This window comes from Sporosarcina saromensis (assembly GCF_054901285.1).
Map to the genome: position 1 here is coordinate 3,690,154 of NZ_CM142738.1, position 18,700 is coordinate 3,708,853.

The 18,700-nt window shown below is 41.5% G+C and carries 15 protein-coding genes; 2 read left to right on the forward strand and 13 right to left on the reverse strand.

Translation table 11 applies throughout. The annotated features are described in order from the left end of the window. Nucleotides 1–73: 73 nt before the first annotated feature. Both ACVHUV_RS18530 and ACVHUV_RS18535 read right to left on the reverse strand, forming a co-directional pair. Nucleotides 74–898: a DUF6574 domain-containing protein gene (locus ACVHUV_RS18530; protein ID WP_462085605.1), complete on the reverse strand. Its 825-nt coding sequence runs from the start codon at nucleotides 896–898 to the stop codon at nucleotides 74–76. Between the two features lie 168 nt (nucleotides 899–1,066). Beyond that, nucleotides 1,067–2,857 (reverse strand): S9 family peptidase, encoded by a 1,791-nt coding sequence (locus ACVHUV_RS18535; protein WP_462085606.1) that lies wholly within the window; start codon nucleotides 2,855–2,857, stop codon nucleotides 1,067–1,069. Nucleotides 2,858–3,090: 233 nt separating this feature from the next. Here ACVHUV_RS18535 and ACVHUV_RS18540 point away from each other — a divergent pair, with 233 nt between their 5' ends. Continuing rightward, a complete protein-coding gene (locus ACVHUV_RS18540; protein ID WP_462085607.1) occupies nucleotides 3,091–3,546 on the forward strand; it encodes a hypothetical protein in 456 nt (151 codons plus the stop codon). A 66-nt stretch (nucleotides 3,547–3,612) separates the two neighbouring features. Here the strand turns inward: ACVHUV_RS18540 and ACVHUV_RS18545 are convergent, their stop codons facing one another. The 10 genes from ACVHUV_RS18545 to ACVHUV_RS18590 all read right to left on the reverse strand — a co-directional run bounded on the left by ACVHUV_RS18545 (nucleotide 3,613) and on the right by ACVHUV_RS18590 (nucleotide 16,878). Further along, entirely contained in the window at nucleotides 3,613–5,007 is a 1,395-nt protein-coding gene (locus ACVHUV_RS18545) for an IS1096 element passenger TnpR family protein (RefSeq protein WP_462085608.1), read from the reverse strand. Nucleotides 5,008–6,106: 1,099 nt separating this feature from the next. Beyond that, on the reverse strand, nucleotides 6,107–6,364 hold the full coding sequence (locus ACVHUV_RS18550) for a hypothetical protein (protein ID WP_462085609.1): 258 nt from the start codon (nucleotides 6,362–6,364) through the stop codon (nucleotides 6,107–6,109). A 62-nt stretch (nucleotides 6,365–6,426) separates the two neighbouring features. Beyond that, nucleotides 6,427–9,099 carry an aconitate hydratase AcnA gene (gene acnA, locus ACVHUV_RS18555; protein WP_462085610.1) on the reverse strand — a complete coding sequence of 891 codons (2,673 nt, stop codon included), beginning with the start codon at nucleotides 9,097–9,099 and terminating at the stop codon, nucleotides 6,427–6,429. An 18-nt stretch (nucleotides 9,100–9,117) separates the two neighbouring features. Next, nucleotides 9,118–10,272: a PrpF domain-containing protein gene (locus ACVHUV_RS18560; protein WP_462085611.1), complete on the reverse strand. Its 1,155-nt coding sequence runs from the start codon at nucleotides 10,270–10,272 to the stop codon at nucleotides 9,118–9,120. A gap of 15 nt (nucleotides 10,273–10,287) precedes the next feature. Continuing rightward, nucleotides 10,288–11,190: a methylisocitrate lyase gene (prpB, locus tag ACVHUV_RS18565; RefSeq protein ID WP_462085612.1), complete on the reverse strand. Its 903-nt coding sequence runs from the start codon at nucleotides 11,188–11,190 to the stop codon at nucleotides 10,288–10,290. A gap of 243 nt (nucleotides 11,191–11,433) precedes the next feature. Continuing rightward, nucleotides 11,434–12,945 carry a tripartite tricarboxylate transporter permease gene (locus tag ACVHUV_RS18570; RefSeq protein ID WP_462085613.1) on the reverse strand — a complete coding sequence of 504 codons (1,512 nt, stop codon included), beginning with the start codon at nucleotides 12,943–12,945 and terminating at the stop codon, nucleotides 11,434–11,436. A gap of 16 nt (nucleotides 12,946–12,961) precedes the next feature. Continuing rightward, a complete protein-coding gene (locus ACVHUV_RS18575; protein ID WP_317943094.1) occupies nucleotides 12,962–13,405 on the reverse strand; it encodes a tripartite tricarboxylate transporter TctB family protein in 444 nt (147 codons plus the stop codon). 68 nt (nucleotides 13,406–13,473) lie between these two features. After that, nucleotides 13,474–14,451, reverse strand: a complete 978-nt coding sequence (locus ACVHUV_RS18580; RefSeq protein ID WP_462085614.1) for a tripartite tricarboxylate transporter substrate binding protein — start codon at nucleotides 14,449–14,451, stop codon at nucleotides 13,474–13,476. Nucleotides 14,452–14,606: 155 nt separating this feature from the next. Next, nucleotides 14,607–15,281: a response regulator gene (locus ACVHUV_RS18585; RefSeq protein WP_462085615.1), complete on the reverse strand. Its 675-nt coding sequence runs from the start codon at nucleotides 15,279–15,281 to the stop codon at nucleotides 14,607–14,609. Beyond that, nucleotides 15,274–16,878: a sensor histidine kinase gene (locus ACVHUV_RS18590; protein WP_462085616.1), complete on the reverse strand. Its 1,605-nt coding sequence runs from the start codon at nucleotides 16,876–16,878 to the stop codon at nucleotides 15,274–15,276. The genes ACVHUV_RS18585 and ACVHUV_RS18590 overlap by 8 nt, the downstream gene beginning before the upstream one ends. A gap of 267 nt (nucleotides 16,879–17,145) precedes the next feature. Between ACVHUV_RS18590 and ACVHUV_RS18595 the strand changes: the two genes are divergently transcribed. Then, complete coding sequence (locus ACVHUV_RS18595) at nucleotides 17,146–17,592, forward strand: DUF4385 domain-containing protein (protein ID WP_462085617.1); 447 nt, start codon at nucleotides 17,146–17,148, stop codon at nucleotides 17,590–17,592. 202 nt (nucleotides 17,593–17,794) lie between these two features. Here the strand turns inward: ACVHUV_RS18595 and ACVHUV_RS18600 are convergent, their stop codons facing one another. Continuing rightward, the gene (locus ACVHUV_RS18600) at nucleotides 17,795–18,499 is read right to left on the reverse strand and encodes a CBS domain-containing protein (protein WP_462085618.1); all 705 of its coding nucleotides are present in this window, start codon (nucleotides 18,497–18,499) and stop codon (nucleotides 17,795–17,797) included. Nucleotides 18,500–18,700 lie beyond the last annotated feature (201 nt).

Genomic DNA, 18,700 nt, shown 5'->3' on the forward strand with positions numbered 1-18,700 from the left:
TAAGCGAATTAAAGATCTTCAAGAAGCACAATAAAAAATACAAGAAGGCGTCTACCCTTCCTGTATTTTTTAGTTACGATACTTGTTGCCATAAACTTGCCAAGTAGCTATAAATGGCTGAATCTTCCAACACACGGTAGAGCACGTTACATGCGATAACAAGTAACAGGGCAAAAACGGTAAATCCATATTCGGGGTCTACAGCTTTAGGGTGCTTCGATAAGAGAACACTTACGACATAACTTGGCGCCAGCATGACCACATAGAAAAGACTAGCAACTAGCAGGAGGCTGCCATAATACCCTGAATTTACGAATAGCAAGCCGCAAGCAACAAGATTTATGATGATTGCGGGAAGTGTGTGAGCGCTATAGACGATCAACATCTTTTTACCTGAATCATCCGGACCGAACAATTTATTGGCAATGAACAATGCAAGGATTACGACTGCCATGCAAACGACAACGAAGAGAAAGACGGTAAAGAAGACTGAAAAGGTGGATGGGCTGCCGTATTCGTTCATACCTAGCACTTCCATGTTGCCGTAAGATTGTTGCAACGTCTCTTGAATAGCCATGAACGTCGCCAAACCAAACAGAATCGCGTATAGAAAAAGAGAGATGATGCCATTGATAAATTCAAGCTGTTGTCCGGAAAAGCTGATGGATGGGTGTTTCACATGTGCAAAGAAATATTCTTTGTATTGATTGGCTTGTTTTTTAAGTTTATCGAATTGAATGGTCGCGTTCACTTTTGCAATCTGGCCATCCCCTGTTCGTTCGTCATGTGGTACAGCGAGTTGACTGGAAGTAGTTGTGCTCGACCTGCCCAGTGGCGTTCCACACTTCCAACAATAACCCGCGTTCGCTTGTTCATTCCCACAATGAACACATTTCAATATGTCCCCTCCATTATTTAGTAGATTCCGTGGTGAGTGCTTTGTTACTACTGTATTAATGAGAGAGGGGAGGTAGACCTGTTTGTTTTATAGGAAGGTGTTTTTGAGGGTGCAGGACGAAAAAGATGGCACTTGTTCAGCGAAGCAAGTGCCTTCCTCTCACAAATTTCAGTTTTGATTCAAGTGGCGATTAAGAAATTGAACCGTTTTGGTATGTAAAGCTACGTGATTTTCAATTTTGGAAGTTTGGTGTCCTTCATCTTCAAATACAAGTAGCTCTACGTCTCGGTCCCTAGATTCAAGATCTTGTACAAGTTGTTCCGCTTCACTCACAGGGACACGCGAGTCATTTCTGCCGTGGAAAACGAGTAAGGGAGCAGTAATGTTCTCAGAAAGATTCATAGGTGCTATTTTATCAAAATAGTCACTGTACACATCTAGAGAACCATACTCATACTCTCTTAAACCCCTTCTCCACTCACCTGTATTTTGTAAGAACGTTTTTAAATTAGACATTCCAACAATATCTACCCCAGCAGCCCATAAATTTGGATAATGCGACAAAGCAGCCAATACCATGAAACCACCGTAACTTCGTCCCATAATGCCGATTTTATTCGGAAGAACTTGATGAGTATCCGTTAATTCCTTCGCTAAACTCGCCAAGTCGGCGACAGCGTCCAATCGCTTATCTGCATCGTCAAGCTTTATATAGCTTCTACCATATCCTTTGCTACCTCGAATGTTTGGTGCTACGACTGTGAAACCTTGGTACACAAGAAATTGAAAAATCGGGTTATACTCTGCTTTTGTCTGACTTTCTGGTCCTCCGTGTACGTAGATGATTGCAGGTTTATTGTCGGGCTGCCCTTGATGATACATAAAATAAGGGATTTGGAGCCCGTCAAAAGATCTATAAGTATATAATTCCGGCTCCACCAAATTTGTAGATGTTTCAAATTTCCCGATAGACGTTAACCTTTTTACTGTTCCACTCAATCGATCATATTCCCATACATCTCCAGTCACGGTTGGTGTTTTCAGCGTAAATAATAAAGCATTCTCTGATCGCCAAGACATCGATCCGATGACACCATTCGGTGTATTTTCTACCCATTCCCATTCACCTGCGGACGTATTATACATGCCTAACTTCGTCATTCCTCCTTCATTCAGACAAAATGCTAGTACATCCTCTTTTGGGGCTAAGCTGATTGCGTCTATATCCCAAGAATCCCAATGAAGCAATTTTGTAAGTTCATCAGGTTCATCTATTGAAAATGCGCTAAGATACAACGTTTCTTCATTCTCATCTGTAAGGACATAACCTACGTCTCCATCTTTTTTCATAACGGGAGCTTCATAACGCGCTAGCACGTCATGATCGCCAATTTGATAATGATTCCCTGTTTGTAGACAAACAACATGAATGGTGCTATCAATATTCGTTTCCTTCACATTGACGAAAAGTGTCTGTTCATCCACCCATCCGAGCGGAATGCAATTTCCGTTGTGCGTAAAAACTTGCTTCACTTCTTTTGTATCGACGTCCATTACAAACACATCAAAATAGCCTGGAGACCGGCGATTGCTTGAATAGGATATGTATCTGCCATCTGGTGACCACCCACCACAGTGATGAAAGTGTTCCATTGACTCCACAAGCACTTCAGGCGCTCCACCTGCTGCTCCTACAATATAAAGTTGCTGCTTTTCATTTCCTTCACGATCTATTCCAACGACGGTTCTATCACCACTTGGTGAATGATAGACACTTTGAACGCGATCATGCGCATGAATAAATTGGATGGGCTCATCGTTTTCATTCAGTTTCCACACTTGTGGAAGACCCGATAATTTAGAGAGGAATGTGAAATCACCTGTCCTTTGTATCGCTTGTACGTCGTAAGCTGAATGTACTGTTAATAAATCTAGTAATATATCTTTTTGATCAACCATCGAGTATCCCCCTATTTTTGTAAAAATCGACTTAAATATTTCAATAATTTATACTTTAGAGTAAACTTAGGTGGTATTCAATTAAAACAGCTTATACTAGGACAACATGCGCTACCTTTATTAATATATGTTACAATTGAACATAATCGGAATAATTAGACACAAACTCTTTATTTGGACGCATAATAAAATTCCAAACGAAACAACCAATCACAAACGGCATGGAGGTTCCAATGAAAAAGAATTTCGCCTTGTTGACTGCATGGGCTATTTTGACCCTTTCTGCGTGTACCAGTGAGAACGAACCACTTGAACGTGCAGACGCGTCAACCGTTCCAACTGAAGTCCAGTTGCCATTACCAAAAATTTTAGAGGTTCGAACAGATTTTGAAGAAAAACATGGATGGGTCATCGTTCCGAAAGATTCACATTCAATGACCATTTCAGTGGAAGCAGAACATGTGGATACGATGCTGTTTTGGATAGCGCCAACGGGAACAGGAACTTGGCGTGAAAGAGAACTCATTGGTTATGACATTGATGGCAGCGATGGTTGGTCCATCACTTGGGATTTCGGAGATCGGATTTTCCATGATCACATTTCCATTCAGGCACTCGGTAGTGACAGTTCTACATTAACAGCCACGTCAATAAATGTGCATTCAGAAGATGAGACAATGGGAGATTAGATATTAAGCATAAACAAATAAGTGCCTGCCCTTCATTCATAAAAGGACAGGCACTTCTTATACGTTTTACCCACAGCATTTCTTATATTTTTTACCGCTTCCACATGGGCACGGCTCATTGCGACCAGCTTTTGCTTGAGCATGTTTAGCTGTTGCAATCATACGCTCTTGTTCATAAGGCTGCAATTCTTCGGGTGTGAAGCCACGGTTCTCCCACAGCCTCGTTGTGTTGGCGATTTCAATAATGACGCCGATATAACGTTGTGCTTTTTCTACAGAGAGCTCCAATTTTTGAAGGAAGTCAGAGAGAGGCGTTGTGAAGGCACCGCCACTAATTTGTAAGTTTACGACGAGCTCATGCACTTCTTCTTCAATATCAATCGCTGTTCCGAAGTCTTCTTTTAACATCTTTACTAATTTCTTTTGAGCAGGTGTTCGTTCGTAATAATGATCATCGACGTAGCGCAAAAGCTCTATTGCATCAGGAATGTAGAAAGGCTTTCCTTCCGCCGCCTTTCGTAATGCTTTACGGTCAGCAGGATCGATTAATGCTTCTGCAACAAATGTATCTTGTTCGGTATATGCAAATCGCGCTTCCAACTGTTGTTGAACACTGTCAGCACGTACAAGCTCGTTTAGTGTATTTAAAGTAATGGAATCACTGTTTTGCTCATTATAAATCGCCACTACTTGCTCCATCGGCACAATACCGTATAAATTTGTGCATGCGACAATATAATCGAGCAACTGTTGGTCCTTTTGAGTAACTTCCTTTTCTGCTACGACTTTTTCTTCTACTGCCTTTTGTGTCGAGGGACCGCGATATTTATCGGACAACACTTCATAATTCCGATGATCAATTTTGTCCCATTCTGTCTTTTGATACTTGGAAAACTTCAGCATATCGTTTAGGAAATGAGGATCGTACGGGCGATATTGTTGTGATTCTGCCCATGCACGGATTTCTTCATAATCGGGATCTGTCGGATTATGATACGTCAGTAGAAATTGCTCATACCCCGGTGGCCCACCAACATCTTCAGGAGGCGCAGTACCTTCCCCGTCAAGTAGTGTAGGAAAACCGAAAAAATAATCATCCACGATAGCTTCCAGTTCTACGAGAATCCGCCAATCATCTCCGCTATCATAACGATACATAAGTTGACGGTTTTTTTCTAAGTAGCTGTCGATTTTCAAACGAGATGGACGCTTTAGCACTAGGCCATTCAACTTCGACTTGCCGTATTGTTCATGCATCGCCTCATTGTTTGTTATAAGCATCCCATCGACTTCCATCTCAAAAAAATGATAGGGCTCGTCCATGAAAAAACTCTGAAAGTTCGTCACGCGCTGTATGATTTCATGCAAGCGGTTAAAAGTCGCGCCTGCTGGCATGGCCACCCGTCGCCAAATTTTCGGTTCAATCTGTTCAAATGTTATGTTAACGATATACGCTTTCAAAAAATCGCTCCTTGCTCGAGTTTCTTGTTTTTTTACTGTATCACAAGCTTGGCATTTGTGCTGATTTGATGAGTTTGGATTATGAGCAAATTGTTTAAATATGCCGCGTTTGGGTCAAGTATGCGGCGTTCTAGGTTGATATGCGGCGTTTAGCGGAAGTATGCTGCGTTCTAGGTTGATTTGCCGCGTTTCTAGGAATTATGCGGAATTCCAAGAGAATATGCGGCGTTTGCTGACAAAGTTTAGTCCGCGGGAAGCGGCAAATGCTAACTGGTTTACTCATCGCGCTAAATGCCTTTGAGCATATAAAGGGTTTAATCTAAGAGATATGCGATGAACAGAAGATGTTTTTCTTCTTAAAAGAAGCTCGCTCGTCTCTAACATATTTCTAATAACGCGGTATTCCAGAATATCGGTTCTCGCGCGTCGTTAAACTATTTTTAATGACGCGTTATGCCAGAATTTCGATGTTCGCGTGTGTTTAAACTACTTTTATTGACGCGTTATGCCGGGGTTTCGATACTCGTGCGTCGTTAAACTACTTTTATTGACACGTTATGCCAGAGTTTCGGTCCTCGCGCGTCGTTAAACTACTTTTATTGACGCGCTATGCCGGAGTTTCGGTGCTCGCGCGTCGTTAAACTACTTTTATTGACGCGTCATGCTGGATTTTCGATGCTCGCGCGTCGTTAAACTACTTTTATTGACGCGTCATGCTGGATATTCGGTGCTCGCGCGTCATTAAACTCCTTTTATTGACGCGCTATGAAGGATTTTCGGTGCTCTCGCGTCGTTAAACTCCTTTTATTGACGCGGGATAGCAGAATCTCGATGCTAGCGCGTCATTAAAATGTTTTTTTAAGTTCCATTGAATGAATGCTGTAAAGGAATTAGAGCTAGCGGCGTTTTAAGGGATTATGTGGGTATCCTGGAGAATTTGCAACGTTTATAAACAAAATTTATATCCGCGGACAGATGCTGTTGCTAACTGGTTTACTCATCGCGCTACATGCCTTTGACCAATCATCTTTATCTTTTTTGCATTGCATAGAAAAGGAGCCCTCTGCCTATTCGAAGGACTCCCTCTAGCTACGCGTAACTATGCAGTACTGAGTAGGCCGTATTTACGTTGGACGCGTTGGAGGATTTTTATCCAGCTCGCACCGAAGACGACGAGGAAGAAGACGTTGGACAATGCGTGAGCCAAGTCGAAGTAGATGCTAGATACATAGATGCCGATGAAATATTCCCATGAAAAGGCTTCGATGTTGCCGACAATGATCCATAGATTCATGAACCAGCCGAAGACGTAGCCCCATACAAATCCGAAAATACTTTTTCCCCATAGCGTTTTCATCCACCACAGATTACGTAGGAGTCCTGCAGACATGTATAGGCGCTTGCAATCAGCAGTTTGGATTATTGATTTCTCAGCAGTTTTTCCATAACAGTAGGTAATATGCCACCATTCATGTAATATTCTCTTTCAATAGCATTATCAATTCTGATTTCTATCGGGAAGCTGACAATTGTTCCATCCTGCCTTACCGCCTGCATTTCAGCTCGCTGTCTTGGAATAAACGTTTTTTCGGTGAATCCATGAATTGAATAGGTTTCAGTACCATCTAAACTAAGCGTGTTTGCAGTCATGCCCTCTAAGAATTGTACTGGAAGAACACCCATACCAACTAGATTGCTTCGATGAATTCGCTCAAAACTTTCAGCTAAAATAACTTTCACACCAAGAAGAGTTGTTCCTTTTGCAGCCCAATCTCGAGAACTACCCGTTCCATATTCCTTTCCAGCAATAATAAGCAAGTTTCGGCCATCTTTCTGATACCGACTTGCAGCTTCGAACATGCTGACTATTTCTTCAGTCGGCAAATGCTTCGTGTAGCCACCTTCTTTACCATTCGCCATGCGATTCCTGAGACGGATATTCGCAAATGTCCCTCTTTCCATTACTTTATGGTTCCCCCGGCGTGCCCCGTAGTTGTTGAATTCACGTACCTCAACACCTTGGGATTGCAGAAATATACCTGCTTCGCTCTGAATAGGTATATGCCCTGCAGGCGAAATATGGTCAGTTGTAATCGAATCACCAAGAATTGCTAACGAGAGCATCTCCTTCAAGTTACCCAAAGGTGAGGTAGTTGTTGATACAGCCTCAAAATAGGGCGCCTTTTGAATATAAGTCGAGGTATCATCCCAATCATATAACAAGCCTTCTGAAGAATTGATTGTCGCCCACTTTTCGTTTGAATCAATTCGATCATATTCTCCCTTAAACACTGTTTCATCAATTGTCTCTGATATAATTCGCTCTATCTCTTTCGAAGATGGCCAAATGTCTTTCAAAAAAACGGGCTCTCCATCGTTTCCTACTCCAAGCGGTTCTATTTCCATATTAATATTTACACGACCTGCAAACGCAAACGCTACTACAAGTGGAGGTGATGCTAGATAATTAGCTCTAATGAGTGGATGAATCCGACCCTCAAAATTTCTATTGCCACTTAAAATAGATGCGACGACAAGATGATCTTGCTGTATCATTTGCTCGATTCCATCGACAAGCGCTCCCGTATTTCCACAGCATGCGGCGCATCCATACCCATCAATATAAAACCCAAGATGCTCTAGCCCTTGAAGCAGGCCAGCTTTTTCGAGGTATGTCGCGACCACTCTTGAACCAGGTGACAACGTTGTCTTTACATAGCTTGGTGGCAGCAATCCTTTTTCTACAGCCTTTTTTGCAAGGAGTCCTGCTGCTACCATAACGGACGGATTTGAGGTATTTGTGCAACTTGTAATTGATGCAAGTACCACTGCTCCTTCTTTAAGGGCAGTTTTTACAGTGTTATCATCAGCTCCGTACCCACCATCTTCCATCGGTTTCCTAAGAACAGTGTCGAACGCTTCCTTCATTTTTGGGAGTGGAATTGTGTCCTGTGGTCTTTTAGGTCCGCTAACCGTTGCAGCGATTGTATCAAGATCTAGTTCAAGTACTTCCGTATAGGCAGGTGGTTCATCTCCAAGATTAAACATCCCTTGGGCTTTCCAATACGCCTCTGCAAGTGGAACAATTTTGCCACGTCCAGTCTCCTTTAAATAGTCGAGGGTTCGATCGTCAACAGGGAACATGCTCATTGTGGCACCGTATTCAGGAGCCATATTGGCAATAGTCGCTCGGTCAGGTACCGAAATATCCCGTACCCCCTCTCCAAAGAACTCGACATATTTACCAACGACTCCTTTTTTTCGAAGTATGCTTGTAACCGTCAATGCGAGGTCCGTCGCTGTGACTCCCTCTCGTAAACTACCTTTTAAACGGATTCCAATCACTTCAGGCATCACAAAATAGAGTGGCTGACCTAGCATAGCAGCTTCTGCTTCAATGCCGCCGACTCCCCAAGCAACAGTGCCAATACCGTTAATCATCGGCGTATGCGAATCAGTCCCAACGAGTGAATCAGGAAATAACCAATAATTATTATCTCTCTGCTCCGTACGCACACTACTTGCCAAATATTCCAAATTCACTTGGTGGACAATGCCATTTGAAGGAGGCACAACATTAAAATTTGTAAAGCTTTTTTGTGCCCACTTAACAAATTCGTATCTCTCTTTATTTCGTTCGTATTCCAACTCAACATTGCGACTAAAAGCATACCTGTCTCCTGCATGTTCAATGATTACAGAATGGTCAATGACAAGGTCAACCGGGATCATGGGATTGACGGATGTAGGATCTCCACCTCGTGATGCAACCTCGTCACGCATGGAGGCAAGGTCAACAATCGCTGGAACACCAGTGAAATCCTGTAAAATAATTCTAGTCGGCTTAAATGGAACTTCTGTTGCATCGTAGCTGCACCAATTTGCAAGTGCGTAAATATGTTCATTAGTAATGAACTTCCCATCCCAGTTCCGAACTGCAGATTCCAATAATATTTTAATGGAATACGGCAAATCTCGAATGGTACCAAGCCCAAGCTCCTCAAGACGTGGCAAGGAAATGTACTGATAATTTATGCCTTCAACGGTCAGTGTAGCAATGCTTTCCGTCAATTGAATATCTTCATGTTGCACACTTTTCCAACACCTTTCTTAAAGGATTCTTCCCTCATGTATGTAACATTGCCCTGACATAATTCTGCGAGCTGTCCGATCCAAACCGACAGTCGCCACGTCTAGACCATCATTCGTAATGGATGCATGCACTTCTGCCACACCGTCCGGATGACCAATGCGGACAATCTGTCGGCCTGATTTCTTAGTACCTGTGTACAGATTACTAGGAACGGTTCCTGATAGTAATAGTGCGCTTGCCAGGTTGTAAAGACCGCTCCCCGCAAATGTACGATGAATTTTCCCCATTGAAACCATTTTGGAAACGACATCGACTTCATTCGCCTTAATTACATCCCCTGATGTTGTCCAGTAATCAGTAGGAGGAAACACAAGCGCGATCTTTGGTATCGAAGGAACCTTCCTTGCTTCTTCAATAGTAGAAGACAATCCAGCCTTAACAGCTCCGGCTAACCGAATTTCTTCAAGTAACTTCATTAGTTCGTCGTTAGCAGTCAGATCGACATTCATTTCCGTTCCATTCAGCCCTAATTCTGCTGCACGTACAAAAATGAATGGGTTGACAATGTCAGCAATTGTTACAGAAAATACTCCACGTGTAGTCGTAAGTTCTGTTGTATGGTCGCAAGGAAAGGTAGTGCCTGTTTTACCACCGCCGGGAGAAAGAATGGAGACTGAAATACGCGCACCCGGTCGACTTAAACCAGGCATTAGAAAATCACCCTGTACTTGTGCGTTTCCACGTGCTGTCACAGGGACTTCCATGCGGACATTCCGGCCAATATTCGTATTGTGAACAACAAGATTAATGGATTTATTTCCTTTAGGCACAGAAACATATCCTTCGTCTACTGCAAACGCGCCGACTGCCGCCATCAAATTGCCGCATGTTCCTTCTTTATCAACAATAGGATTGCCGATACCAATCTGGTAAAACGTATACGAGAGACATACTTCTTCTATAAGCGATGCTTTGCTTACTACGATTATTTTGCTTGTATGAGAGGTCCCTCCACCAAGTCCATCTACCTGAGATGGATTGTAAGCATCGATTGCTTCCATAAAAATAGAATTCCATTCTGAACGAGATGTCGGCAAGTCTTCCTCTTTAAAGAAAATCCCCCGGCTTGTCCCACCTCGATAAATGGCACACTTAACTGAAAGTTGCTTCATATAAGTTTCTCCTTTTCATTCCGGCAACACCGTTTTGGCAATCTCTCCATCAAGCTCCTCGTAGTCTTCAAGCCGAATCGTCTCATACAATTCTTTTCTCGTCTGCATGCGATGAAGAATATCTTTTTGAGTTCCTTTAGCGAAGATTTCCTTAAAGACATCCTCATACGCTTTTGCAGCAGCTCGCAATGATGTTACCGGATAGATAACCATCGAGAATCCAAAATCCTCAAACTCTTCTGCTGTATAGTAGTCCGTCTTCCCAAACTCAGTCATATTGGCGAGCAAAGGAACGGTGAACTTCCTCCCAATTTGACGGAATTCTTCTTCCGTAGTGAGTGCTTCAGGAAACAAACCATCCGCTCCTGCTTCCACATATAATTTCATGCGTTTTACAGCAGCTTCAAACCCTTCCACTGCCAATGCATCCGTTCTTGCAATGACAATTAGAGAAGGAGCAACTTCTTTGATTGCCTTTATTTTCTGTGCCATTTCCTCCGCTGGTATTAATTTCTTACCATTCAGATGGCCACACTTCTTCGGTAAATCTTGATCTTCTATTTGCACTGCTGCAACGTTTGCTTCCACCATTTCCTTTGCCGTCCGAGCGACATTTAGGACACCTCCAAAACCTGTGTCTATATCGACTAGCAACGGCAAACCAGTTGCACGTGTCAATTCTCGCGCGCGTTCAGCCACTTCCTGGGAGTGTAATATACCAAGATCCGGTAATCCCTTACTTGCTGTGAAAGCCGCGCCAGACAAATAAAGCGCTTCAAATCCTACCTCCTTCCCAATTAAAGCAGACATTCCATCGTGTGCCCCGATAATCTTAAGAATGGGTTTTTGTTTTATCCGAGAAAGGAACTCACTAGAAAGTTCCTTTTGTGTCTTTTGTTCAGTAATAAGCCATGTCATATGTATCTCTCCTTCATTAAAAATAAAATACAAATTATAACTAGTAAATCGCTTCAATGTGAGTGAGCTCGTCTTTTATACTGCAAAGGAAAGACCTCATCCATCCAAAGTGCTTGGAATTGATGAGGCGGACCGACGCTTTAATTACTAGTGATAAGTGAAAACCGAAGCTAAGTGTGCATGCATCAAAACAGGTAACCAAATGTTCGTCTAAATACTTCATGCCGTACAAATACTTACAGTTTAATTTCCGCCTACCATTTTTTGTGTTTTACGCTTTCGTAACCAAGAAGAAAGGAACGGTAAACCTAAAGAAATAACTGTCATGATGACCAGTGCAATTGTAATTGGTGACGCAGTAAACATGCCGACAACATCAGGATAAGAAATCAAACTCATTCTAAAATTCTGTTCCATGTCTGATCCGACAATAGCCGCGAGAATTAGTGGTGCAACTGGGAACTTCAGCATCTTCATAATAAGACCTATGAAACCGAAGATGATTAATATAACAAAATCCACTGTCGTATAACCCAGAGTGTATGTACCAATAAACGCAAGCAACATGATTAGCGGATAGAGAATTCTTGGCGGTGTATCTAGAATCTTCACTAGTAACCCGACAAGCGCAATGTTCAAAATAACTAGAAAGATATTGCCGACAAACATACTGTTTATGAATGTCCACACCATGTCCGGATTGTTTTCGAATAATAAAGGACCAGGTTTTAATCCGAGCATGACAATTGCACCGAGGATGACTGCTGTTGTACCTGATCCAGGTATCCCCATCGTCATCATAGGTATGAAAGCTCCTACCGCTGCAGCATTATTAGAAGATTCTGGAGCCGCAAGTCCTTCGACTGCTCCTTCACCAAATTCTTCAGGTTTTTTGGAAATTTGCTTTTCCAAAGAATAGCTCAACATGGAAGCGATAGCGCCACCGGCACCAGGAAGGACACCAATTACGAAACCAATGGGTCCATTCCGAATGATTGGCCATTTCGAGCGTTTCCATTGTTCTTTCGTGATCCAGATCTTTCCGACTTCCTTCTTCTCACCTACCGGTTTATTAATAGACAAAAAGTTAAACAATACTTCACCAACCGCATAAATACCAATGATAACAACGAGGAAATCAACCCCTTCGCTAAGATGCGGATTCCCCATCGTGAAACGATAAACACCTGTCTGTAAGTCAATGCCGACTGTACTGATCATAAGTCCTATCGCCATTGAGATGAACCCTTTTACCATCGCGCCTTTAGCAAGCGAAACGATTGCTGATAAGGTAAAGACCATAAGAAGGAAATACTCAGCAGGACCAAACTTTAGAGCGAAATTAGCAAGTGGTTTTGCGAGCGCAATAAAACCTACAACAGCAATTAGACCGCCTATCAATGAAGCAATCGCAGACATGGCAAGTGCCTGTCCGGCTTGGCCTTTCTTTGCCATTGGATAACCATCAAATGTCGCTGCAATCGCTGAACCATCTCCAGGTGTATTCAACAGAATTGAACTTCTTGATCCACCGTACATAGCTCCATAATAAATTGCTGCCATTAAAATGAGCGCACTTGTAGGATCCATTCCAAAAGTAATTGGTATGAGTAATGCGATGGCCGTGGCAGGTCCTAGACCCGGTAACATGCCTACAACCGTACCAAGGAAACCACCGAGAGCAATCCAAAATAAGTTGACAGGTTGTATTGCTGTTAAAAATCCATCAATGATTACTTGTATATCAGAACCCATTGTTCTTCCTCCTCTCTTACGGCAAACTCACTTGTAACAATGTCCCAAAGGCATACCATGTAACAAATGAAAAAATAATAGCAACGAGCACGTTAGCCAGCCATTTCTTAGCACCATTTAATAAGAACAGTAACCCGCCTAAAAATAAGATGGTTGAAAGTAAAAAGCCGATTCGCTCAAAAGCAATAGTATAAAAAATCATTAACACTAAGGTGATACCTAGATACATTGGTGATTTTCCTTCTCTTAGTGCAGCAAAATCTTTGAAAGCAAACCCTCTCGCTTTAATTTCTTGAAATAAATATACAAGACCGCTAACGATTAAAATAACAGCTATTAAAACCGGAAAATAGATAGGACCATTTGGGTTTCCGAGGTTTGATTTCGGCAGGTTCAAGGAAGCGATGAGAAATACTATACCTAATACGACAGTGAATAATGGAGTGATAAACCGTACCATTTTCGCTTTCCTCCTTAACATGAAGTAAAAGGGAGCCCGTAAACTAGGGCTCGACCTTACGCTCGCAGTTACTTCTGCAAGCCGGATTGTTCAATCAAATCTGTATACATTTTCGTTTGTTCTGCTAGAAAGTTCTTAGAAGCTGAGCTATCTTTATAGAAATCTTCCCACCCGTTGTTTTCAAGTAATTCTTTCCACGCATCCGTCTCTACCATTTCGGAGAGGACTTTATCCCAATAAGCGATTTGCTCATCTGTCATATCAGGCGGTCCCAAGATTCCACGCCAGTGAGGGAATACCATATCTACTCCTTGTTCCTTCCAAGTTGGCACTTCTGGAAGCTCATCCAACCGTTCATCAGAAGTAACAGCAAGCACTTTAAACTTGTTAGCATTGTGTTGTTCCGCAGATTCAGAAACAGCCATAGTAGCTGCATCTACGTGACCACCAAGCAAACTAGTCACTACATCCCCGCCACTCTCATATACAAGGAAGTTCAACTTTGTTACATCCACGCCATACGTCTTTGCAGCTTGGACAAATGATAGGTGGTCATTATTCCCTAAACCTGGTGCAATACCGATCTTCACAGAAGAAGGGTCCTTCTTTAACTTTTCCATCAATTCACCAGCAGTCTTGTAAGGTGAATCATTCGGGACAGCAACGGAGATCCACTCAGTTGTCAACGTGGCAATTGGTGTAAATTTTTCATATGTCAAATCACTTTGACCCAGTAAGTTGTTTGTAATCAATAAACTAGAGTTGATGGCAAGTGAATGCCCATCTTTTTTGGATAAATATTGCCAACCGACTTCTCCGCTACCCCCCGGCTTATTTACAACCGTCATGCTTTGCTCAACAATCTTTTCTTCCTTCAAGATTTTTTGGATAGCACGTGCGGTAGCATCCCATCCCCCACCTGGCGTAGCAGGTGCTACAAATTCAATATTTTTGTTTGGAAACTTATCGTCATCTCCGCTTGCAGAAGAACAAGCGCCAAGCACTAATAGCAATGATAGTGCTAGTAATAAAAGTGATTTTCTCATGATTCCCTCTCCTTCGCTTTTTAGATATGTTGATATGTTCATAATACATGCACTTTTTAACTATGTAACCGTTTGCAATTTTAATAGTTTTAAGTTTTTTATGGTAGTTTTGTTCATTTAGTTCATGAAAAAAGCATCTCTAAAAATCGAGATGCTTAACTCGGAAAGTACTTACGCTCTGGACGGCCGACAATTCCGTATTCCAACTCAGCGCGAAGCACACCCTCTGACACCAAATATTCTAGATATCGTCTTGCTGTCGTTCGAGAAGCACCCAGTCGTTCCCCCACTTCCTCTGCTGTCATGCCTACCGTAAGATGCATACAAATCGACTTGACATTCCTTAATGTCAATTGGTTAATGCCTTTGGGAAGTGTATCAATGGAGTCTCTTTCAATATCAGACATTCCGAATAACGCGTCAATGGAAGTCTGGTCTACAATCTCGCCATTATTAATGAGATTTTGCCTATTTTGATAACGTTGAATAACTTCTTTCAATCTATTGAGATCAATTGGTTTCACTAAGTAATGAAACACGCCTGCAGCCATACAACGAGCAAGTAATTCCCTTTCCTTTGCAGCTGTGATCATAATAAATTCCGTTTCTGGATAGTTATATCTTATTTCTACCATTAAGTCTGTACCTAACTGATCAGGCATATAAATATCAAGCAGAATAAGATCAATCCTCTCCTCTTCTAAAAAACCCCAAACTTCCTTTGCACGTAGTGCCTGTCCGACCACGCGAATACCCTCTATACTTTCCATTATTTGCTGGTGAATGCCTGCTATCCGAAAATCATCTTCGACAATTAATACATTAATCATCCTGATGCGCCCCCTTATTTCTTTGTTTCGGAATGTATATTGTGAATACTGCCCCAACCCCTGAGCTAACTTGAATATGACCACCAAGTTCGTCGGTAACCCGTTTAACGTTGGCGAGACCAAATCCTCGATTGGCTTGTTTCTTAGTAGAATACCCTTGTGAAAAAATATGTTCAAAGGCATCTGACGAAATGCCTTTTCCATTGTCCGACACTTCAATAATAATGTCGTCCCCGATATCTAGTGTGAAAAATGTAACACAACCATCAGCTTGCTCAGAAACTTCTTCAAGCGCATTATCAATTAGGTTTCCGAGTACAATCGCGATTGAACCAGTACTAATAAAATCGGGTAATTGTTCTAGGCTACTATTAGTATCAATCTGGAAATCGACTTTCATTTCTGAAGCCTTTCCTATTTTTCCAAACAAGATTGCTTGTACATTCGTATCCAAAATATTTTCCAAAATAAACTGGCTTGTTTGGTCATTCATATCCATTTCACTTTGAATCGCTTGTACAGCTTCCTCATACTTACCAAGTTGTAGCAGGCCTGATAGTAGGTATAACTTATTTGTAAACTCGTGCGTCTGCGCTCTAAGATCATCAGAATATTTTTGCACCTCGTAAAGCGTGTTAACCACTTCCATAATTTCAGTCTTGTCACGTAATGTGATTACTGCACCTTTTTCGACCCCCTCTAGTTTTAGAGGCATGGTTTGAACAATTACCTTCCGATTATTTCGATTCATTTCATACATATGTGGTTGCGCTAAGTGACAATCACTTAAAGGATTCAGTAACTCAGGAAGAATTTTATTAATTTGTTGACCTTTACTATCTTCCGTAACATTCAGAATTCTCCGAGCGGCCGTATTAATAATTGTCACCTTACCTGTCCGGTCAATGGCAATTATTCCTTCATCGATAGAGGCAAGTATCGCCTTACGCTCCATGTAAAAGTTTGCGATATCCTGGGGTTCAAGTCCAAATGTATCTTTCCGGATGCTCCGAGCAAGAAAAAGACTAAGAACAACACCAAGGGCAAGAACAAACAACGAAAAGTAGAAGAGATTTATCACTCTTTGATAAACGATATCCCGTAAATCCGAGAAGAGGTATCCAACCGTTACGACCCCAATAATTTGCTTATGATCATCATAAATCGGTGCCTTGCTAACAACAGAAGGACCTATGATTTCATTAGACACCATTGAATAATTAGCCCCAAATACTACCGCTTTAAAGCCATCCTTATAAGGTTCCGTTTTGCCTATTTTCTCCGTTTGTGGTGAAGCCATTATGACTCCTTCCTTGCTATGTATGACAATAAACGTTGCATCAATCTGACCTTCATAATAATTTATAGTCGCTTGTAGTTCTGCAGCCCTCACCGGATCGTTTCCATTTAAAACACCTTCGTTGATGGTATCCATATAGGAAAGCATCTTGGCTGTTTGAAGACCGACAGATTTACTACGGTCTATTAAGTTGTTATAGTCCAACACCATAAACATAGAACTCATCAATAAGATGATGAATGACAATAACGAAATTACCGTGCTTAAAATCTTCCTCTGCAACTTACTCTTTAACACAATCATCACTTCCAGAATAGACTGCTATCTATTATATCGCGCTTCCTCCCAATCCGATAGTCACAATAGTAAAAAATATCTCTCAATAAAAATTCGTTTAGAGGATTTATAAGAATGATTAGAATATTTCAGGTGCCTGTCCCCGGCAAAACTCAGATTTGTTTCGGGGACAGGCACCCGCTCAATTCAGAATTGTTTTTTTGTAATTCTCATCTTCGTTTGACTTGCGGGTTTTCGGGAATAGGTGGAAAAAAAGGGGTGAGGTCGGTGGCTTTTGATTATGAATTAGATTACAGTAGCCTCAATTTGCGTGAGAAGCCTGAATTGTATCGGGTAGGACGAGGAGAACAAGGCGTTTTGCTTGTGGAACCTTACAAGAGCGAAATCTTGCCACACTGGCGTTTTAAGACGCCTGCAATTGCTCAAGAATCTGCCGAAAAGATTTATTCGATGTTTGAAGGGTACCGAAAAAAGGATGATTTTGTTGGGATGGATATGGCTCGGAAATTCATTCAAATGGGTTATACACGTGCACGACGTTACGCCAATTATAAGGGCGGGCGCAAGTATAACGAGGATGGTTCGGTGAAAGAACGCGATATTGATGCAGGTAAAGCAGAGTCTGCTGCTATCTTTAAGGAATACTGGGATAAGATACGTGCAGACGAGGATTATTTGAGGAGAAAGAGGGCTCATCAAAAAGCTTATGGATGATAAAATAATAATAAACAATTGCTACATGAAAACCAGCTGTCACAAGAGAAAATGTATTAAACTTTCATAAAAAGTTCGCGTGAAGCCCATGGTCTACATCCAGCTTCACGCAATCGATTTATAGAATAGCTTAGCAATTTTTTACTGTCACACAAAATTTGTAGTTGTCAATAATAGACTGCTACCTATTATACAGACTGTCCTATCGAATCCTCAACAAATCAAATGGAGTAATAATACCAATCAAATCTTCGTCAGGTTCAGCATTTTCTGTTATGAGTAACGCTTCCAATCGAGTCCCCCTTGAAATGGCCCTCTTAAAATAATCATCCGCTTCATACACAGAAAGGTCTTTCTCGACAAACTCGAAAGATTCCTTTCGTTTTTCATAGTCGTAAACTGTAGAAAGTGTCGGTATTTCCCGGGAAATCGAATCTTCTGTCGATTGACCCGCCAACCAATACGTAATACCTGCTGCAGTAATCAGACCTTTAAACTTTCCCTCCTCATAAATCGGCACTTGGCTGAACTTATTGTCACGCATCATTCGTAAAGCCAAGGTCAAATGATCACTCGCTTGCAATGTATGTACTTTGCATCCAAATAATGCACCAACACTTAGTGGATTGCTTAGTCTTTGTTCAATTTCTTCGATTCGTTCAACAATGTCATCATGAGGTTCTGCAATTACATAATCGATATCTGTTCGATGATGAACAATTGCATTCCGCAAATCGCCAAACTCCCTTAAATCATCTTCGTACTTGCGCACAACGGAATTTTTTATTTTCGCTTTATCAATAAGTCTATAAAACGGTAAATAACCATTATCATCTACTTTCATTGATAATGTTTTTTCAATCCGGTTGTAAGCCACAATAAAACGATCGGAATTTTTCACACCCATCTCATTCATCTCCTTTCAATTAGTATACCCAGAGTTGATTGAGTAATAATAGTAAACAGTAAAAAACTGAACTGTTGTAGGGATAGGCATGAGAATTATTGACAGAATTCGACTAACTAATCATACAACAATCATTCAAAAAACACGTTCATCTTTAATCATAAATATACTCAGGAAAATCTATTTACTTCTTGATAGAGC